This window comes from Gardnerella sp. DNF00038 (assembly GCF_049262855.1).
Taxonomy (GTDB): domain Bacteria; phylum Actinomycetota; class Actinomycetes; order Actinomycetales; family Bifidobacteriaceae; genus Bifidobacterium; species Bifidobacterium vaginale.
The window spans coordinates 637,882-657,706 of record NZ_CP058407.1 but is presented as its reverse complement, the minus strand read 5'-3'; the positions used below and the strand labels follow the sequence as shown (position 1 = coordinate 657,706).

The 19,825-nt window shown below is 38.6% G+C and carries 18 protein-coding genes and 1 tRNA gene; 11 read left to right on the top strand and 8 right to left on the bottom strand.

The window, feature by feature from the left end; genetic code table 11:
* Window positions 1-61: 61 nt before the first annotated feature.
* The 11 genes from HXT19_RS02490 to HXT19_RS02440 all read left to right on the top strand — a co-directional run bounded on the left by HXT19_RS02490 (window position 62) and on the right by HXT19_RS02440 (window position 12,169).
* Window positions 62-1,216 carry an AAA family ATPase gene (locus HXT19_RS02490; RefSeq protein WP_032812301.1) on the top strand — a complete coding sequence of 385 codons (1,155 nt, stop codon included), beginning with the start codon at window positions 62-64 and terminating at the stop codon, window positions 1,214-1,216.
* Window positions 1,213-2,247, top strand: coding sequence for a DUF58 domain-containing protein (locus HXT19_RS02485; RefSeq protein ID WP_009994213.1), 1,035 nt, complete (start codon window positions 1,213-1,215; stop codon window positions 2,245-2,247). The genes HXT19_RS02490 and HXT19_RS02485 overlap by 4 nt, the downstream gene beginning before the upstream one ends.
* A 12-nt stretch (window positions 2,248-2,259) precedes the next feature.
* On the top strand, window positions 2,260-2,793 hold the full coding sequence (locus tag HXT19_RS02480; RefSeq protein ID WP_004115388.1) for a hypothetical protein: 534 nt from the start codon (window positions 2,260-2,262) through the stop codon (window positions 2,791-2,793).
* A complete protein-coding gene (locus tag HXT19_RS02475) occupies window positions 2,790-3,980 on the top strand; it encodes a vWA domain-containing protein (RefSeq protein WP_014554649.1) in 1,191 nt (396 codons plus the stop codon). Before HXT19_RS02480 ends, HXT19_RS02475 begins: the two co-directional genes overlap by 4 nt.
* On the top strand, window positions 3,977-5,014 hold the full coding sequence (locus HXT19_RS02470) for a vWA domain-containing protein (RefSeq protein ID WP_014554650.1): 1,038 nt from the start codon (window positions 3,977-3,979) through the stop codon (window positions 5,012-5,014). Before HXT19_RS02475 ends, HXT19_RS02470 begins: the two co-directional genes overlap by 4 nt.
* Complete coding sequence (locus tag HXT19_RS02465) at window positions 5,011-5,625, top strand: DUF6466 family protein (protein WP_004115401.1); 615 nt, start codon at window positions 5,011-5,013, stop codon at window positions 5,623-5,625. Before HXT19_RS02470 ends, HXT19_RS02465 begins: the two co-directional genes overlap by 4 nt.
* Before the next feature lie 120 nt (window positions 5,626-5,745).
* Window positions 5,746-5,946: a hypothetical protein gene (locus HXT19_RS02460; protein ID WP_004118052.1), complete on the top strand. Its 201-nt coding sequence runs from the start codon at window positions 5,746-5,748 to the stop codon at window positions 5,944-5,946.
* Window positions 5,947-5,951: 5 nt separating this feature from the next.
* A complete protein-coding gene (locus HXT19_RS02455) occupies window positions 5,952-7,622 on the top strand; it encodes an esterase/lipase family protein (RefSeq protein WP_174142774.1) in 1,671 nt (556 codons plus the stop codon).
* Window positions 7,623-7,691: 69 nt separating this feature from the next.
* Window positions 7,692-9,134 carry an adenylosuccinate lyase gene (purB, locus tag HXT19_RS02450; protein WP_101886406.1) on the top strand — a complete coding sequence of 481 codons (1,443 nt, stop codon included), beginning with the start codon at window positions 7,692-7,694 and terminating at the stop codon, window positions 9,132-9,134.
* Between the two features lie 28 nt (window positions 9,135-9,162).
* Window positions 9,163-11,598, top strand: a complete 2,436-nt coding sequence (locus HXT19_RS02445; RefSeq protein ID WP_020759612.1) for a lysylphosphatidylglycerol synthase transmembrane domain-containing protein — start codon at window positions 9,163-9,165, stop codon at window positions 11,596-11,598.
* 289 nt (window positions 11,599-11,887) lie between these two features.
* A complete protein-coding gene (locus HXT19_RS02440) occupies window positions 11,888-12,169 on the top strand; it encodes an HU family DNA-binding protein (protein ID WP_004112617.1) in 282 nt (93 codons plus the stop codon).
* A 151-nt stretch (window positions 12,170-12,320) separates the two neighbouring features.
* Here HXT19_RS02440 and HXT19_RS02435 read toward each other — a convergent pair.
* The 8 genes from HXT19_RS02435 to pflA all read right to left on the bottom strand — a co-directional run bounded on the left by HXT19_RS02435 (window position 12,321) and on the right by pflA (window position 19,772).
* Window positions 12,321-12,394: transfer RNA gene (locus tag HXT19_RS02435), tRNA-Arg, on the bottom strand.
* A gap of 139 nt (window positions 12,395-12,533) precedes the next feature.
* Entirely contained in the window at window positions 12,534-13,202 is a 669-nt protein-coding gene (locus HXT19_RS02430) for an ATP-dependent Clp protease proteolytic subunit (protein WP_422119739.1), read from the bottom strand.
* A gap of 6 nt (window positions 13,203-13,208) precedes the next feature.
* The gene (locus HXT19_RS02425; protein ID WP_004112615.1) at window positions 13,209-13,820 is read right to left on the bottom strand and encodes an ATP-dependent Clp protease proteolytic subunit; all 612 of its coding nucleotides are present in this window, start codon (window positions 13,818-13,820) and stop codon (window positions 13,209-13,211) included.
* A gap of 35 nt (window positions 13,821-13,855) precedes the next feature.
* A complete protein-coding gene (locus tag HXT19_RS02420; RefSeq protein WP_410309928.1) occupies window positions 13,856-15,319 on the bottom strand; it encodes a chloride channel protein in 1,464 nt (487 codons plus the stop codon).
* Window positions 15,320-15,441: 122 nt separating this feature from the next.
* Window positions 15,442-16,800: a trigger factor gene (tig, locus tag HXT19_RS02415; protein WP_004115416.1), complete on the bottom strand. Its 1,359-nt coding sequence runs from the start codon at window positions 16,798-16,800 to the stop codon at window positions 15,442-15,444.
* A 52-nt stretch (window positions 16,801-16,852) separates the two neighbouring features.
* Window positions 16,853-18,226, bottom strand: coding sequence for an HRDC domain-containing protein (locus HXT19_RS02410; RefSeq protein WP_174190587.1), 1,374 nt, complete (start codon window positions 18,224-18,226; stop codon window positions 16,853-16,855).
* Between the two features lie 193 nt (window positions 18,227-18,419).
* Window positions 18,420-18,791: a hypothetical protein gene (locus HXT19_RS02405; RefSeq protein ID WP_004115434.1), complete on the bottom strand. Its 372-nt coding sequence runs from the start codon at window positions 18,789-18,791 to the stop codon at window positions 18,420-18,422.
* 99 nt (window positions 18,792-18,890) lie between these two features.
* Window positions 18,891-19,772, bottom strand: a complete 882-nt coding sequence (pflA, locus tag HXT19_RS02400; RefSeq protein WP_004112608.1) for a pyruvate formate-lyase-activating protein — start codon at window positions 19,770-19,772, stop codon at window positions 18,891-18,893.
* Between the last annotated feature and the right edge of the window lie 53 nt (window positions 19,773-19,825).

The window sequence follows — 19,825 nt, the reverse complement described above, 5'->3', positions numbered from 1 at the left end:
TAAAGATTATTTAAAGTAGTAAAATCATCTAAAGTAGTAAACATCAGTTAGAATGAAACGCATGGCATTATTCCCTCCACAACCAAGCAAACAAAACGATAACGCTAATACTGGCGTATTTAATCTTCCTCCACAACCACGTGCAGTTACACCTAACAATACAATGGTCAGCAATACAATAGCTAATCAAATTGTTGACTCTATAAATCAACCAGTATCTGCTGGTGTTTCTAATGAAGATATTAAACGAGCTCAACAGATCGCTGATATTCTTCGTTCTAGGTTTGCACAAACACTTGTTGGACAGGATTCTCTCAGAGAATCACTTATTTTAACTCTTGCTGCTGGAGGACATATTCTTATTGAGTCCGTTCCTGGATTGGCTAAAACCACAGCGGCTCAGACTCTTGCTACAGCAATGTCTGGAAGTTTCAAAAGAGTGCAATGCACTCCTGATTTAATGCCAGCAGATTTGGTTGGAACACAAGTTTTTGACTTCGCTTCTCAAAGATTCACAACACAAATTGGACCTATTCACGCTAACGTAATTCTTCTAGATGAAATTAATCGTTCTAACGCAAAAACACAATCCGCTATGCTTGAAGCAATGGCAGAAGGCGCCACAACTATTGGTGGAGAACGCATTAATCTTCCTCAGCCTTTTATGGTTATCGCTACACAAAACCCTATTGAAGAAGAAGGAACTTTTAATCTTCCAGAAGCACAAATGGATCGCTTTATGATTAAAGCAATTATGTCGTATCCTTCCTTCAACGAAGAAGTTAGTATGCTGAAGCTTTTAACCAATAGAGGTAGTGACGTTTTCAATCCAGAATCTTTAAATAATCAAAAGATTAGCCTTCAGGATGTCACTTTCTTAAGATCGGCAACTCGCAGAGTACATGTTTCGGAAGCAGTTATGAAGTATGCAGTAGATATTGTTGCAACTTCTAGAGGAGAAGGTAGTCACCCTCTTAAAACTATTTCTTCTCTAGTTAGAATGGGCGCAAGCCCTAGAGCTTCTATTGCTTTGATCCGCATTGGTCAAGCTCAAGCTTTGCTTTCTGGAAGAGATTACGTAATACCGGAAGACGTTAAAAAGTTTGCTCATGATGTTCTTAGACACAGGATTCTTCTTACTTTTGAAGCTTTAGCTGATTCTATTACAAGTGATCAGATTATTGACGCAATAGTGAAAACGGTTCCTGCACCATGATCTTTGCAAATCCGTTTTTTACAAGAATGTTAAAATCTTTTACAAAATCTGATTTTGTGGTACAAGATACTAAAAGAAGCTTATTAGTTTCAAATTCTGCTAAAAAGATTAGGCGAAAGATTGAAGAATTAGATAATCGTCTGAATTTACCTGTAGCCAAAAAATCGTTGGGCGTTTTTGAAGGAGAGCATCCGTCCAATCATAATTTTGGAAATGGTGATTTAGTTGATATTCACTCATGGCAGCCTGGTGATGAAGCTAGAATGATGAACTGGAAAGCTAGCGCTAGACTTGGCGAGCCAATGGTCTCTTCTAGAGAAAGAAACTGTTCTTCTAAGACTTGGATTCTTGTAGATTCTAGCGCGAACATGAATGCTTCATGTTCTTGTAATGGACTTAACGAGTATTTGTACGAGGCAGCTTCTAATTCAGCGTGTTTCTTTGCGTCTTTAAGTATAAAACGTAACGATTCATTAAACTGCGTTTTATTTGACGGTAACGATATTATAAAGATTCCTTCATCTAGGAATCTTCCTGATTTTGAACGTAATTTGGATAAAAATATATATAAAACACGTAAAAAACTTAGAGATACAAATACGATCATAAATTTTGCTAATTCAATTAATCAATCACGCGGATTAATAGTAATTATCACGGATGAATATGCAATTTCGTCAAAACATTTTGATGATTTGCAAAAAATTTCAAGACTACACTCATTGATCGTGGTAACAATATGTCCAATTAATCCATTTAATTCATATAAAGTTACGCCAATAATTGACGGTACAACAATGCGAGAAATTCCAGCATTCTTAAAAGATGATTCTTGCGCTAAAGAAGTTAATACACATAGAGCTTTTGTCAATAACGCATTGCACGAAATTCTAAATAACACAGGATCATCGCTTATACGCGGTTCTTCTAGTGAACAAATATTCCATTCTTCGACGAAATTTATATCGAAAGCTACCTTACAGAGTATGTTTTCTGGCGCTAAAAGCAATAAAGATTTACGCTTGAGTTAGTGGGGTAAGTCGATGAGTATTCTTGATGTTAATAAAATTCTAAACGATGATTCAATGCTATTTGCATTTATTGGCTTAAGTCTAATAATCGCATGCGCTGCTTTCGTAGTTCTATATGCTGCAATTTATAAAATAAACACTAAAGGGGATTCTAAGCAAAAAGTTAAAAATGCTGCTCATACATTGAATGCCAATAAGCAAGAATGGCGTAAAAAGATTGATTTAGTGGTAAGTCAATATCATGAAAATAAAATTGAGAAAGATCAGGCTTTTGCAAAATTAGCGCAAATAGCTAGACAATATGTTTCCATAATGAGTGGCGAAAACATTAAATCGCATACACTTGGAGAAATTAGTTCACTTAGAAAATCTTGGAAAAACACTCATGGAGCAGATCTTTTAAGACAAACAATCGCAGCATTATATCCTCCTGAATTTGCAGATAGCACATATAATAATCAAGCTAAAAATACAGATGTGGATCAGGGTGCAAGATGGGTTCTTATTCTGCTAGAAAGTTGGAAAACAAAGGAGAATAAAAGATGACATTCTCCACATTATCATTCTCAACATTATGTAACTGCCAAATATATAATTATTCAACACTAGTTTCATCTATTTTCTCTATGCGACTTAAATGGCCAATAGTCCTGTTTTTTGGTGTTTTAGCAAGCGTAATAATTCTTATAACTGTATTAGTGATTAGCGAGGTTAAACGACACAACTTAAAGAATCATTCGTACAATTCAAGAAACATTTTAGAATCAAGCTTTTTGAGAACATTTACTTTAGACGAGGATTTGCAAGGAAGTTTATGTGCTAGAAAATGGAGACTATGGAATATTCTTCGCAAATTCTCTTTTATAATGCTTATCCTAGCTCTTATATGCACTACAATTCTCAGCTCTAGACCTTCAAGAGTTTTAAACGCAAACGAACAATCAAGCTCTAGAGATATTGTTTTATGCTTAGATGTTTCTGGATCTACTCTGCCGTATGATTTGGAAGTTATTAACGCTTATTTGAAATTTGTTGAGCATTTTCAAGGCGAGCGCATTGGTTTGAGTATTTTTAATTCAACTTCTAGGACTGTTTTTCCTCTTACAGACGATTATTCACTTGTTAAAAAACAGTTGCAATACGCCTCTAAGCTGTTGGATGGAGTTCAAACACAAGACAAAATCGACAATATGCAACAAAAGCAGTATCAGCAAATTTCCACGTGGCTTGATGGTACGCAAAACCGAAAAGAAGCAACATCGTTAATTGGCGATGGTCTTGTTAGTTGCGCTGCAATGATTCCTGGAGTTGTATATGGTTCTTCTAGCAACTCCCAAAAACCTCATAATCGTCTTAATCGTAGTGCATCTATTGTTTTAGCTACAGATAATGTTGTTTCTGGAAAACCAGTTTACTCTCTTAAGCAAGCTTTAGATTTAACAAAGCGAGCTAATATTCAAGTCGATGGATTGTATTCTGGATCTACTCAAAGCGAAAATGAGAACACTACTAATCAGATGCGTGAACTTATTGAAAAAAATGGTGGCATTTTCTTAACTCAGCATGATTCTGATTCTGTTTTAGCTTTGGTACGTAAAATTGAACAGCAGCACACAATTATGCAAAAGGACTCTACACAATCAGCGTTAAGCGATGATCCTAGTATTGCAACAATATTTGCGGTTATTTTTGTAACTCTCTGGCTTATTTCAGCGAGAAGGATAAAACGATGAAAATATCTTTTAGTTGGATTTCGCTAGTTGCTATTGCGATTCTTGGCATTTTGGCATTATATGAAATTTTCCCAATTAATCGCAAAAACCTTAGTTCGGACGAGACAATTTATATGAGGGTTCGAAGAGTGTTAATATGCGTTCTTCTAGCTATTTGTGCATTATGCCCTTGTGTTATGAAAAGCACCTTGCAACGCTCTCTTAATGCTACAAATGTTATATTTGTTTTAGATGTTACTGGCTCTATGAATGTTAATGATTCTAAGGATTTAAACAACAACACAACCACTAGGTTTAATTCTGCAAAACAAATAATAAAACAAATTACAAATAATTACATAAACGCAAGTTTTACTGCTATTAGGTTTGGAGCGTCTTCTAGTGTTGATGTTCCACTTACGCCAGATTCTAATGCAATTGAAAATTGGGTTGATACTATCAACACTGAACCTGTTGGAGTTTCAAATGGAACTAGTTTGGATGCTCCCCTAGATAAAACTCTTCTTGAAGCTAAGGCAATTCATGACGCTCATCCGCAAGACGTTACAGTTTTATATTTAATAAGCGATGGAGAAGAAACAACTTCTAGAAAGCGTAGAACATTCTCATCTCTACGCGGATACGTGAATCATGCTTATGTTATTGGCGTAGGTTCTAAAAATGGCGGGAAAATCCCAAATACCACCACTAAGCTAAATGATTTAGATGATATAAATTCTACAGATTCTTCTACAAAACAATCTGGTAAATGGATTATTGACCCATCTACTGGAAAACCTGGAATATCTAAGATGGATCCGCAGAATCTTAAGAATATAGCTGATGAGATTAGTGGAAAATATGTTGACTCTAGCAAAAATCACTCTATTGGATTAGAAGCAAAAAATATTCTTTCTAAACAATGGAGACAGAACAATACTGTTAAGCCGAGACTTAGACCTGAGCCAATCGTTTGGCCTTTTGCTATTCTTGCAAGCATATTGATTCTTTGGGAATTATCATGCTGGATTACAAAATCAAGGAAGCTTATATGATTAGCAGAATCACACCTAAGTCACTCCTAAGATTTTCTCTTGTTACTTTATCTTCTATTGTTATAGCCTTATGCGCTATATCAGCTTATTTGTCTATCACTAATCTTAAAGCAGAATCAACGTATAATTCTGCCACAAAATCACTAATAAATAACATAAAAGCGTCAAAAAAAGTTGATGCAGATATAGAAATATTGCTCGTATCTCAAAAACAGGTTGATGATCAATTTAGCGAAGCAAAATCGCCATACACTATTCTTTTACCTCACATAAAAAATAGTATTGAGCACAACGCACTAATATCTAAAAGACTTACTAGATTCTTACAAAAACAAATTGATGAAGATAAAAAGAATACTGATTCTAGTACACAATCCAACTATAATGACCGAAACCAAAAAAATAATTTGCAGGACAAATCTGGGAATTCTAGTTTAAGCGATTCTCAAAAAAAGAAGGTCGAAGACTTATTAAAACAAAACAATCAAAAAGATCAAGACCAGAATCAAATAAACCAATCCGAAAAAGATTACAGCAATAATGATTCAAATAGTAAGTCCGGAAAAACAAAGTCTTCTAAACAAGAAGATTCAAGTAACAAGCCGTGGTAAAGGTAATAAAAAAAAATATCTAATAGAATATAAACCCTTATATTTCAATATTTTGGAACCTTTAACCACATTAAAAGATTTTTCGTGACTATTTAAAAAACATTGTGTGTAATACTTTGTATGCATACATTTAATAATTATTACTGGCTGATAGCAAGAACAGAACAATGTTCTAACAGCGTGCTTGGCGAAGCACATTCAAATACTCTTAAAGATTGGCATGGAAAAGCCGCAAACGCGTTCAATGAAGAAATGTTTAATGTTGCCAAAAAAGCATGCGAAATTAGCTCTATTAACTCAAAAATCAACTTATGGAGGTGAATTTAATGCCTTGGAGAGTTAAATCAACAATAACAGGTGGGAAAACCATTAGCGTAGCTGATGCTAGCGAATACAAAACAAAATCCGCAAAATTACAAGAACTATCCAACGATTTCCACTCGTTAAGCACAAGCTGGATGCAAGCTGCGATGCAGATTGAAAGCCAAAAATCGTCTGTTTTCTATGAAAATAACAAAAATTTTAATGGTTATTTTAATGACGATTCTTTACAACCGCTATTGGATCCTGCAGAATGCAGAATAAAATCAAGCCAATGTGAATCGTTATCAAATAAACTTGATGAATTATCTTCTCTAATAATCAGAGCAAATAATCTATATGCTAACGCAGAATACAAAAATAGAGAAAACTTAGATAATCTTGTATCGATTGGTACAAGTATATTTCCTATTACAGCAGTACCATTCTTTGCAAGCGTAGGATTTAGCATACTTTTAGATATGACTCAAAAAAGCGGTATGAAAAACTTTTCTAAATGGAGTCATGAAACTGCGCCAATTCAACAAGGCTTTATTAGAGGCTTTTCTAAGCATTTTCTAATAAACCCCGTAACAGGAATCCCTATTCGTCTTTTTTCTAGTATTCAAGAAAAGAACGATGGAAAACATTCAAAAGCACCAGTTTCCACTTTTGCAAGCGCATTAAGCTTGTTTAGCGCAAAAATCAACGATGCAAACCAAGGGAATAGTCTTAAAGTAACAAAAATTAGATTACCTCACAGAGAATATTCGAAAATATTGCATTACAGAGGAAGCAATATTAGTCAAGCTCTTGCAAATCTAACAGATCTTTCAAATGGAAACCTTGGCGTAAAACCGCCTAAAATAAACGCAGATGCAGCAACAATAGCAATACAACGCTTTAAGAAAAAAGACGGTAGCATATCTTGGCTTGTTACAATACCTGGAACAGATGGCAAACCAAAATCTCCTTTTGGATGGCCACAAAACGCAGAAGTTATGAGTAGTTCTAAAAACGTAAGACAAAATGCAGACAGCATAAGAATGGTTATAGAAGCCATGAGAAAAAGCGGAATTAAAGCAAAAGACTCAGTTATTCTTGTTGGACATTCACAAGGAGGAATTGTAGCTGCAAGCATAGCTAGCGATTACTCAAAACAATACAACATAAGACACATAGTAACTGCTGGATCTCCAATAGCAAACCATCCAATACCAAATAAAACTTGGGTCACAAGCATAGAAATGGAAGACGAACTAGTTCCTACCTTAGATGGCGCATCTAATCCAAATAGAAATAATTGGGTTACAATACATGGAACTGCCAAGAAAAGCGCTATTGCTCACAATGGCACAATCGCCCCTAAAACAGCTCATAATGCAATATACAATTCACTTGTTGTAAATGGAATAAAATCGCAAAACAAAAATAAAGAAAATAATAAGAAAAACAATAAACAATACAGAACTAAAAGTTATAAAAATGAAAAACTTTTTGAAAAAGATGGAATCTTAGTAAAAAATGTACCAGAAGAAGGAACGCTCACACATGATTTGAATTATCATAAAGCAGCTTATGAAGACGCTCATCAACTTGGATCTAAAGAGATACGAATGCAAGAAGAGCATTTTAGAAAAACACTAGGTGACGAATTAGAAGAAACAACACTATGGCAAGGAATTATGAGCCATTAACTATGCGCCATTAACTAATAACCGCTCAAAACACCTAGTAGTTTCATGCCATGCTGTAACCTTTAAAGTATGAAGCTTACTGATATTTGCCCTGCTATTGCTTTGACTCCGCTAGACGGAAGATACCACAATCAAACTGTTGATCTTGTAGAATTTCTAAGCGAACCAGCCTTAAACCGCGAGCGCATGCGCGTAGAGGTTGAATGGATGATCCTTTTAGCAAACGGATACAAGGGGAACGGATTCAAAACCATTGTAGACGGCGTAAATCCTTTAACAGATGAAGAATGCGATTATTTGCGTGCAATTCCAGAAAATTTTGGAGCAGAAGGAATAAAACGCCATGCAGCTCACGAAGCTATAACACATCACGACGTTAAAGCTGTTGAATACTACATTGACGACGAGTTAGACAAAGCAGAGCAAGTATTAGGGCATAAAACCCAGCTTAGCAATCTTAAAACATTAGTTCATTTTGCATGCACGAGTGAAGATATAAACAATCTTTCTATATCGAGGTGCGTAAAAAACGCGGTTGAAAACGTATACACGCCAAATTTGAAAGCTATTGTTGATTACCTAACCCAAAAAGCACAAGAGTATAGAGATATGCCAATGCTATCTCTCACTCACGGTCAGCCTGCCACTCCTACAACTTTAGGTAAAGAGCTTGCAGTGTTTGTTTACAGGCTAAATCGCCAGCTAAAACACCTTAACTCCCAAGAGTATCTTGGAAAGATAAATGGTGCTACTGGAACTTTTGGCGCTCATCTTGCTGCTTTCCCTAATGTTGATTGGCTTAGTGTTTCTAAAGAATTTGTAGAAAATAGAATGGGTCTTTGCTTCAATCCTCTTACAACGCAAATCGAAAGCCACGATTGGCAGGCGGAACTTTATAGCACTGTAAGTCACATTAATCATATTCTTCACAATCTTGCTGTAGACGTGTGGATGTACATTTCTCGCGGAGTTTTTGTACAAGTTCCAGTTAAAGGAGCTACAGGATCTTCCACAATGCCTCACAAAGTGAATCCTATTCGATTCGAAAACGCGGAAGCAAATCTTGAGATTTCTTGCGCACTTTTCGACACTCTTTGCGCAACTCTTACCGAGAGCCGTTGGCAGCGAGACTTAACAGATTCAACTACTCAAAGAAACGTTGGTTCCGCATTCGGTTATGCTCTTCTTGCTTTAAACAATCTTCTTGGCGGCTTAAAGTCGATTCATCCAAACACGCAAATGATGAGCGAAGAGCTTAACAGCAACTGGGAAGTTCTTGGAGAACCAATCCAAACTGCTATGAGAGCTCAAGAAATTGCTGGCGTAGAAGGAATGGAACGCCCATATGAGCAGGTTAAAGAATTAATGCGCGGTCATAGTATTTCTAGACAAGATGTTGAAAAGTTTATATCTTCTAGAAACTTTGATGGAGAAACAGCAAATAGGTTGAAAGCTCTTACACCAGAATCTTATACTGGTATTGCATCTAGGCTGGTTGATTTTATTCGATAATTTTATTTAATAAATAAACGGTGTGTTTATGCAATCGCAAGTAGAAGAAAATTTGATTATTAATGACACGAGGCCTAAATTAGTTCGTAATTGGGCTGACTTGATTTACGCGATTATATCTATTGCACTAGGAACTGCGGTTGTGCTGTTTACAATGTGTTTTTCTGGCACAACCGCAGGCGTAGAGCACGATGCAAAAAATGCTGGAAAAATTATTGTGTGGATTGTAACTGGATTACCATCTTCTCTTTTCCAGCAAGCAATTACAATCGCCATAGTAGCTAGCGTAGTAATTTCTATGATTAACGCAAGACGTTGGATTGATACAACGATATCTACACTAACCTTGCTATTAACATATCCTCTCGTATGGTATATTTCTTATCTTCTCACTGCTTTAAATAATGCTCCACTATTTACATCATTTAACTCAATTTCCAGCAGTCACGGTACTGAATTATTGCCAGACATATACGCGGTAATAGTTGCTTTTTTAACCGTTAGTGGACCTAGACGAGATAGTAAAGTCGTAAGAATATCTTGGCAAGCATTAATAATTGCTTCACCTATACTAATAGTCACATCATGGCATTCACTAACAGGTGTTTTAACATCTTGGTGTATTGGTCGCGCTATAGGTACAATAATCAGATTTATTAAAGGCACTCGCAGCAAAGGTGCTTGGGGAAAAGATATAGTTGACGCATTAGAAAATATTGGAATTACTCATCTTGTTCAATTAAACAGACGTACACTAACTACAGACCATAATGGTGTTCTGAAATCTAGCCTTGATGACGATCTGATTGAAAATTCAAGGCTATACGATGCGATTGATATTCATGGAACAAGATACGTGATTTCGGTTCTAGATAATCAGGTTCACTTGCCAGGATATCTAAATCAGCTATGGCAATGGATTAAGCTAATAGATATACCAGTTAGACGAGATCGTTCTGCAAGACACTCCATACATCATCATCTTTCAATGCTTCTTGTTCTTAGGAGCTTGCACTTAGCTACAGCAAACGTTTATGGAGTAACAGATTGTGGAAAATCTTCAATAATGGTATTCCACACCGATAATGTACTTGTGCCATGCAATTTAAACACGCTTACAATTAAAGATGCGGAAAGACTTATGCGCTACCTCGATATTGCAAACAATCGAGGAATAACACATAGAAGAATAAGCCCAGAAACACTTGCAAGGCTAGAAGATGGAACTCCGGTTATTGCAGGATGGCAAAATGGCGATGTGGCTAGCGACGACACCAATATTGCTTTAGACAAAGTACAACTGTTATCAATAATCGCAACATGCATTGATACAAGTAGCGCTATAGACGCTGCTATGAATACTTGGGGCGCAGATAAGCTAGCTCAAATAATGCCTTTTATGCAAAAAGCTGCTATTCCTTCATCAACTAGAGCATTAACGTCTTGGAATAAGAAATTGTTTGAAGAACTTAAAACTAAGCTAGGTGAAAAGGTATGCGAGCACACAGATGACGAAGATTATGATACAGTGCGATTAGCCCGTTTTAATATTAGATTCTTCGTTACGCTGATTCTTATTGTTGCAGCTCTGGCTGCTATTGCAACACAGTGGCATCCTCAAGAAATTGTATCTGCTCTTAAACGCGCGGATACATTAATGGTTCTATTATGCTTTGCATTCAGCTTGCTAGCTTGGGTAGGTTCTGCGATTACAGTTGGATCTTTTATGGACGATTCACGCCCTTCTGCTGGCGTTCTGTTTACATCACAAGCTGCTTCTGGGTTTACAGCTGTTTCCATGCCAGCTGGCGTAGGACCAGCCTTTGTGAACATGCAAATTATAAAAAAGAATGGGTATTCGGCTGCTCAAGCCACAGCCATTACAAGTGCAGTTTGGCTTTTACAAGCACTTGTTACAGCTTTAGTTATGTTCTGCGTAGGCATTTTTACTGGTAAAAATGTGCTTTCTGGAATGATTCCTACACACATGCTCATAACAGTAATAGGAATAGTAACGCTAATCATATGCACTTTTATGATTATTACACCTATTCGAAAATTTATACGTAAAAGATATCTTCCTATTCTTTCAGATTATGGTAAACAGATTAAAGAGCTAATAAGTAGCCCTAAACAGCTCATTAAAGGCACTGTAGGCGGTCTTATTCTTGTTTTTGCAACAGGACTGGGATATTGGGTAGCTCTTCTTGCTTTCGGCTACTATGCAAACCCTTGGGAAACAGTGCTACTGTTCCTAGTTGCCAATACTGCTGGTTCCGCTGTTCCTACACCAGGTGGATTGGGAGCTGTTGAAGCTTCACTTACTTTTGCTTTTACCTCAGTTGGAATTCATCCAACTATCGCATTATCTGCTACCCTACTTTACAGACTCATGTTCTACTGGCTAAGAATACCAATAGGCGCTTTTGCTATGAAAAGTCTTAGTAACCGCGGATTAGTTTAGACCATGTAACATATGCTTAAAAAGCTAGACAGCTTAGTATGGTCTGCTTAAAATCTTGAAAAACCAACTTTCTTATTATATAAGATTATTTAGTTGATAATAGTATAAATAAACCTATATAAGGCATTTCTACGATTTTAAAGTATTTTATCAAGCAAAAAATCTAAAAAATCGTAAAAAAATCTCGGAAAAACGGCGAAAAACCGCGCATTTGTAGGGAAAATGTATTAATATCTATGAGTGAAAGTGGTCTTTGGAAGAGAAGGCCCCTAACACAAAGGATGCTTGTATGGCATACAACAAGTCTGATCTCGTTTCGAAGATCGCTCAGAAGTCCAACCTTACCAAGGCACAGGCCGAGGCCGCTGTCAACGCATTCCAGGATGTGTTCGTTGAGGCTTTGCAGTCTGGTGAAGGCTTGAAGCTCACTGGTCTGTTCTCCGCTGAGCGTGTAAAGCGCGCTGAGCGCACTGGCCGCAACCCACGCACTGGCGAAACCATTAAGATTCCTGCATCTTACGGTGTTAGAATCTCCGCTGGTTCTTTGCTCAAGAAGGCAGTTACTGAGTAGGTTTAAACGATAAGCGTAAGACTTACAAGCAAACGAGGAACGCTCCCAATGTTGGATTTGTTCCTCGTTTTTTTATACCTAATATGATTTAGTATGCGTTAAGCGGAAAACAGAATAAAAAAAAACGCGGTGAAAATCACCGCGCCACCTGTGCGCCAGACAGGATTCGAACCTGCAACCTTCTGATCCGTAGTCAGATGCTCTAATCCGTTGGGCTACTGGCGCATGTTTCCGAAGCCTTAGGAAATCGTTCCCTTGTTTTCGGCAACTTGACTAATATACAACCATATTCACAAAAACACAACCCTTGGCGTGTCGCCAAGGGTTGCAGCTAAAACATAAAAATCTAAAAAGTAAAAACTACTTAAGGCCTATGTTCAAGAACTTCATCTACCATACCGTATTCTTTAGCCTGAGGAGCTGTAAGAATCGTATCCACCTCAATATCTTTACGAATACGCTCAATATCCTGACCAGTATGCTTTGCAAGAGTGGATTCCAACCATTCACGCAAACGCAACATTTCCTTAGCCTGAAGCTCTATCTCAGTAGCCTTACCAAAATCCTGACCCATAGCAGGCTGATGAATAAGAACACGAGCATTTGGTAGAATCATACGCTTACCAGCAGCACCAGCTGCAAGCAAAATCGCAGCAGCCGAAGCAGCTTGCCCCAAACACACCGTCTGAACATCTGGCTTAATATACTGCATAGTGTCGTAAATTGCCGTCATAGCCGTCATAGAACCGCCTGGAGAGTTAATGTACATCATTACATCCCTATTTGGATCCATGCTTTCTAGAACCAAGAGCTGAGCCATAATGTCATCAGCAGAAGTGTCATCAACTTGTACACCCATGAAAATAATACGATCTTCAAAAAGCTTAGTGTACGGATCTTGAGTTTTCATACCATAAGGAGTCTGCTCGCCAAATTGAGGCAAAACATAACGATTCGTAAACACACCACTGGTTTGACCAAATCCACCCAAGCGCTGGGCGCGTGCAACAAACTTTGCTTCTTCACTTGCCATATAAAATCACTCCTCCCCACGCATAGAAGCTGGAGTGGTGACAATCTTATCCACAAAACCATACTCCAAAGCCTGCTGCGCAGTAAACCAATGATCATACTCATTGTCACGGTAAATTTCTTCAACTGTATGGCCAGTCTGCTGTGCAGTAAGCTCAGAAAGGGTTTTCTTCATATCCATAATTAACTCAGCATTAATACGCACGTCAGTTGCAGTACCACCAACACCGCCAGAAGGCTGATGCATAAGAACACGTGCATGAGATGTAATAAAACGCTTACCAGGAGTACCAGAACTCAGTAAGAACTGACCCATAGAAGCAGCCATTCCCACAGCAATAGTAGCCACATCTGGCTCAATAAGCTGCATAGTATCATAAATCGCCATTCCTGCCGTAATAGACCCTCCAGGCGAATTTATATAAAGCCAAATATCTTTTTTAGGATCTTGCGCAGCTAGCATAAGCATCTGTGCACAGATGATATTAGCATTTTCATCCTTGACTTCAGAACCAAGCCAAATAATACGATCCTTTAAAAGTTGATTAAAAATCGAATCCATTGGATTTTGTGGCTCCCCTTCTTGCATAATGGGAGAAGCCGTAAACAGCTCAGTCACCTTATCTCCTTACAAACATTTTGAATATATCTAGACTATCGTGTGCGCGTGACCGCAAAAAAATGCGAAATAAATCGCTCAACACAATTAGCTACGCAATTGGACACAATTGCAGCAAATAGCATAAGAAAAAGTAATGCAAACGGCGCATTTACTAATTCAGCAACTAAAAGCCACGCCATAATCGGAGCTTTTCTGGAAGATGCAAGTAAAGAAACAGCGCCAATAATAGATACAGAAATTGCAGAAACTTGCGAAATGTCAAAAACTTGCGAAAGCGCAGACGTTGAAAAAATAGCGTATAAAATCACACCAAAGCAAGCGCCCGTTGAAATACTAGGTTGCAAAACGCCTCCAGAAGCACCGTAGCGCAAAACAAGCACAGTCATAAGCATTTTAATTAGCGCAAGAATCAACAAAATAGTCACAATATGCGAACTTTCTGCCAAATACGGAAAACTAGCTACAGAAAAAGCAAGCTGAGAAAGCGACCTACCATTCCCCATAATATGCGGAAACCAACAAGCCGCAACACCAATAACTAAGCCAGCTACTGGCATAAAACACAGCATTTGTATGCCACGCAAAGCATGAGTTCTACACCAAATAATACCCAAGCGAAAAACGTAACCAACTAAGCCGCACACTGCACCAACAACAACAGTTAAAACGCAAATTTGCCAAGAAATCACGCAAGAAAATTGCGAAATATTGTAGTATCTAGAATGATGCAATAAAAATTCAGCAACAAACGTAGCAACATAATTCATAACAAGAGCAAAAGGCAAGCAATGCAAACGCTCCGAGCGCGCAATATTTTTAAGTGCATTAACTATTAGCGAGCCATTCTCGCGATTTAGCCACGCATAAAAACCAAAACCTTGGGTTTTACTAAGCAAACCTAAAGAAAGCACGGTGCCAGCTAAAGGCGCGTGGTACACTGCAGCCAAGCCAGCACCTGCAGCAGACGCAACTAGTATACGCTGAGTCTTAACAGACATATGAAAAATACTGCTGCAACGCTGAGCAATCATTGCAGCTAATTCTCTAGGAGCTACTTCCCTTCCGATTGAAATTCCAGAGCCAACAATGCCGATTTGCAATAAAACATGTGCAATAGTAGAAAAAATTGGCATTCTACTGCCACTAACGGCTTGTGGAATAGTAACGATTCGAGGAGGATTTTCTCTTTTTCGCAAAAAATACCAAGCCAGTGCAGCAATAGTCATAGCAATTGTGCCAGGTAGCACGTATCGATACCAAGGAAGAGCTGAAAATACAGTGTTTTTAGCAGATTCAATTGAGCCAAAAGCAAGGTATTGTACAGCATAAAAAATAAGCGTAAGAACTGTAGCTCCTAGGCCAATAAGAACGCCAAGGGCAACAGAGACTGCAATAAAACACGCTAGACGAATTGCAAAACTAAATAACTTGCAAGATTTACCGAATCTGCCAAATCTGCAACAAGCTTCATGCTTAGTTTTAGCACTATTATCCATAATGTCTCGCAATTCTTAAGATTTTCCTATAATAATCGTAATTATTTAATTAGATATAAGTAAGACCCAGCGGAGCTAAACTCCACTAGGTCTTAGATTAAAATCTAATAGAAGATACTAACTTACTTTTCAGAGGTAAGCTCATCAGCTACTGCAGCAGCAGCGGAAGCAGCTTTAACGCTTTCGTCTTCTGGCTCCTCTTCTTCCGTTAAGAAAGCACTCAAGTCTATAGCCTCTCCACCAGCAACGAATTTCACAGCACGCATACCAGCAAGCAAGCCCTTAGAACGAGCAACTTCCTGAACAGCGGAACCAAGCTGACCATTACGAACAATAGCGTTAATAAACTGGCTTGGATCCATACCATACTGCTGAGCAACAGAAACCAAGAAGTTAGTGACATCTGCCTGAGATACAGAAACATCGAGGCTTTCTGCCAAAGCGTCGAGAACCATTTGGTCACGAAGCTCCTTTTCTGCAGCCTTCTCAGCTTCTTCCTTCTGCTCTTTAGTAGCCTTTTCAGGATCTGGAGTCATACCCTTAAGATGTTCAGCAACAGCCTTTTCTTTAACACCCTTTGGTACAGGAATCTCAACCTCTTCCTGAATCTTAGCAATAAAGGCATCGCGAGCCATAGTAGCCTGACGGCCTTCATTTGCCTGCTCGCAAGACTTACGAACATCAGCTTTAAGCTCTTCGAAAGTATCAAACTCAGAAGCTTCCTGAGCGAAGTCATCATTAAGCTCTGGCAATTCCTGAGTCTTAACAGAGTTAACCTTCACCTTAACCTGAGCTTTTTTACCCTGGTTCTTTCCAGCCTCAAGAGTGCCTTCAAAAGTGGTCTCTTCGCCAGCGGAAAGACCTTCCAAAGCTTCATCCAAACCATCAAGCATGGTGTTGGAACCAAGCTCATAGCTCACGCCATTCTGAGAATCAGCAACCTCATCGTCGATTCGAGCTTCCAAATCAATGTTAGCAAAATCACCCTTCTTAGCTGGGCGATCAACACCAACAAGAGTACCGAAGCGCTGACGCAAAGCCTCAAGACGAGCATTAACATCATCGTCTGTAACTTCTGGCTTTTCTACTTCGATTTCTACACCCTTGAACTTGTTCAGCTTAAACTCTGGACGACGCTCAACAGTTGCAACAAACTTAAGCTTAACCTCGTCTTTAGCGGATTCTGGAACTTCCTGAACATCAAATTCTGGCTGATCCATTGGGCGAATCTTCTTTTCTTCCAAAGCCTTAGAATAAAGCTCTGGAACAGCAGAATTTACAGCTTCACCGGCAACAGCTCCGAAGCCAACTCGCTGATCGACAATCTTGCCTGGTACGTGTCCCTTACGGAAACCTGGCACGTTGATTTGCTTTGCGATCTCTTTACGAGCCTGATCCATAAATGGCTCAAAATCTTCGAGATCTGCGGTAATGGTGAGCTTAACCTTAGTTGGCTCAAGATTCCTGACGCTGATTTTCACGCTTCATGCTCCTGAAATTACGTTTTCTAGCTTCTGCCATATGGCACAACCGTTACATAATAGCGCGAGTTACGGACTCTGCAATTAAATCGCTTTGCCACGTTCTTGCGCCCTGCTCTACAAGAAACTCCTTAACGTTAATATGCTCAATATTATCTTGCCAACAAAGATTGCGAATAATTTGCGGTTTAATAATGATTTCTGTAGGAGTATGCGTATCTTCTGCAATCTTGATTAAAGACTGCTTTACATTTTGTAAGCGCTCATATCTTTTGGGATGATGATCACGCCAATACTTCATAGATCGTGGAGCTGCTTGCGATTCTTGTGCGTCGCTAGAATCCGCAGAATCGCCAGCATCCGCAGAATTGTCAGAATCGCCAGAATCGTTGTAATTGCCATATTTACTACTTGAATCATCAAGCTTAGAAACAATAGCAACTTCCCCACTTTTAGCGCGACTAATCGCGTCTTCTATAACAACTTTCCACACATTTGGCTTGATTTTGCGCTGAATCGGAGCATAACGTTCAAACATCTTGTCTTGCTCACTGCCCGTGTGAATCCTAACGCGTTCGTTAAGAATGCGAATTGAGCGAAACTCCCTAGAATTACTCGGTTTTCGCTTTCCTGCTTCAATAATCGCAGCATCCGAAAGCAATAGAGTTGGCGCAATATCGTATTGACAAGCAAGCTCATCTCGCTTTTGCCAAAGCTCTTTTGCAATCATTAAGCCGACTTTATCGTGCATAAGAACGCTTATATGAGATATTCTAAGCCAAGGATTTGGGTGAGGAGACTTCTTTTGAGCACCTTTACTTAATAAGTGTGCAAACTCTTGATTTGCCCATAAAAGCTTGCCTTGCTTTTTTAACTCGCCACTCATTACTTCTTCTAATTCGATTAGCAATTCAACGTCTAAAGCCGCGTAATTTCGCCAATCTCTAGGAAGAGGTCTATATGACCAATCCGCTGCAGAATGTTCTTTTGCAAGAGTAAGCCCCAAATAATATTCAGTTACAGAGCTTAATCCAAATCGATTTCTACCAAGCAATTTAGCTGCGATTTCTGTATCAAATAAAGCACGCGGACGCAAACCAATATCGAAAAATCCTGGCAAATCTTGCATAGAATCGTGAATAATCCAAGGCGCGTCTCCTACTGCCTTGTTAAATTCATGCCAATCAACGCCAAGTTTTCCTAACGCTATTGGGTCCAGCAATCCAATTCCTGCACCTTTGCGTTTGAACTGAATCAGCCAATCTTCGTGACCATATCTAAAACCAGATGCGCGCTCTGCGTCTGCAGCCAAAGGCCCCGACCCTGCTGCTAACAAATTACAATATTCTTTATATGCTTCAAGCGTATCAATGACTTCTGGAACTCCTTCTCTAGGCTCTTTTAAGAGCTTTGGTTCCTTATTCAAGAACGCCTCCCGATTTGCATGCTCTAGCCAAAGTCTTACGCTTTTTGCATCTTGCCTTGCAATTTTTTGCAAAATATCCGTAAAAAATATTTAAGCCGTGTTATAGATTGTGCATCTTTTAACACGGCTTCAACTTTCGCACACAACTACGACTAATCAAAATAAATAATCAATTAAATAATCATTTAGATAATCAATCTGTTTTATTATTTACTATTTCTCCATTTATGCGCTTAACAAGTTTAGTTTTAAGGAATCTAGTAAGAGTAAATGCGACTGCCGAAACTAAAACTGTTGGGATAACGTAGAGAGCATGTAAACCTAAATCTCTTATTGGGAAAGTGGCAAGTTCCGTAGCAATAGTTATAGCAATAGATATTATCGGCACTTCAATAAGAGGTTTCTTATCGAAAGCCGCAACGATATTTATCGGCAACAAAATTATCGGCAAAACAATTAAAATAATAAGCGCTGTGCCAAAGCCAAACTGATCGTTACACCGTGCAAAAATAGCTAACGCTAATGCAAAAGCTAATGCAATCCAACAACCTATTCTGCGCTTCATTGCGTATCCTTTCTCTAAAAAGGGTATTTGTATAATTATACAAAATCCTTCAAAAAAATACAATACACAAAGATTGCCTAAAACGCATCGAGGTTCAGTCTAATACACTACAAAACCGTGGTCTTTGAACTGATTTACAACTCGCTCTTTAAGCGCCCTAGAAGGCCCTTTTTGATTCTCAAGCGGATACGGAATCCTAAGCTCATGCCACTTTGGACGGCCTAGCTGATGGAATCCAAGCACGTCAATATGCTCAACAGCATCCCCAAACGAATCACAAATCTCAGCAACTTTTTCAACGTTTTCTTCACTGTCTGTAAGACCTGGAACAAGCACAAAACGCACCCAAATCTTCTTACCAGCCTTCGCTAAGCGCTGACCAAAGTCAATAGTTGGCTGAAGCAAGCCGCCAGTTACTTTTTTATACGTTTCTTCAATACCAGATTTAACATCTAGCAAGCAAAGATCAATGTCGTCAATCATTTCGTCTGTATAATTGCGATTCAAAAAGCCTGAAGTATCTAAGCAAGTATGCACGCCCATCTCTTTTGCTGCACGAAACACTCTAGATACAAAAGCTGGTTGCATCATGGATTCGCCGCCAGAAAATGTGATTCCGCCACCAGTTGCCTTAAAAAGACTTTGATAACGGTCTACTTTTTTAATCATTGCATCTAAGTAGACTGGCTTGCCGTCACGCATTTTCCAAGTATCTGGATTTTGGCAATATTGGCAGCGAAGTGGGCAGCCGCTCATAAAAACAGTCATGCGAGTGCCAGGGCCATCAACAGAAGTATTAATATCCCAAGAATGCACAAATCCAATATCGCCAGTTTTAAGAGCAACTAAGCGGTCTTTTCTGTCTAATCCAATTGGAGATTCAAAACCAGAAAGACCACCCATTAAAGTTTGTCGGGCATACTCTTTTGACTCCTTTAACATGTGCTGAGTCGTGGTACGAAATGCTGTGTTTTCAACCATCTATATGCCCTCCTATAACCGTCTTTGGTTTAATTTATTCGATTTTAAAAACT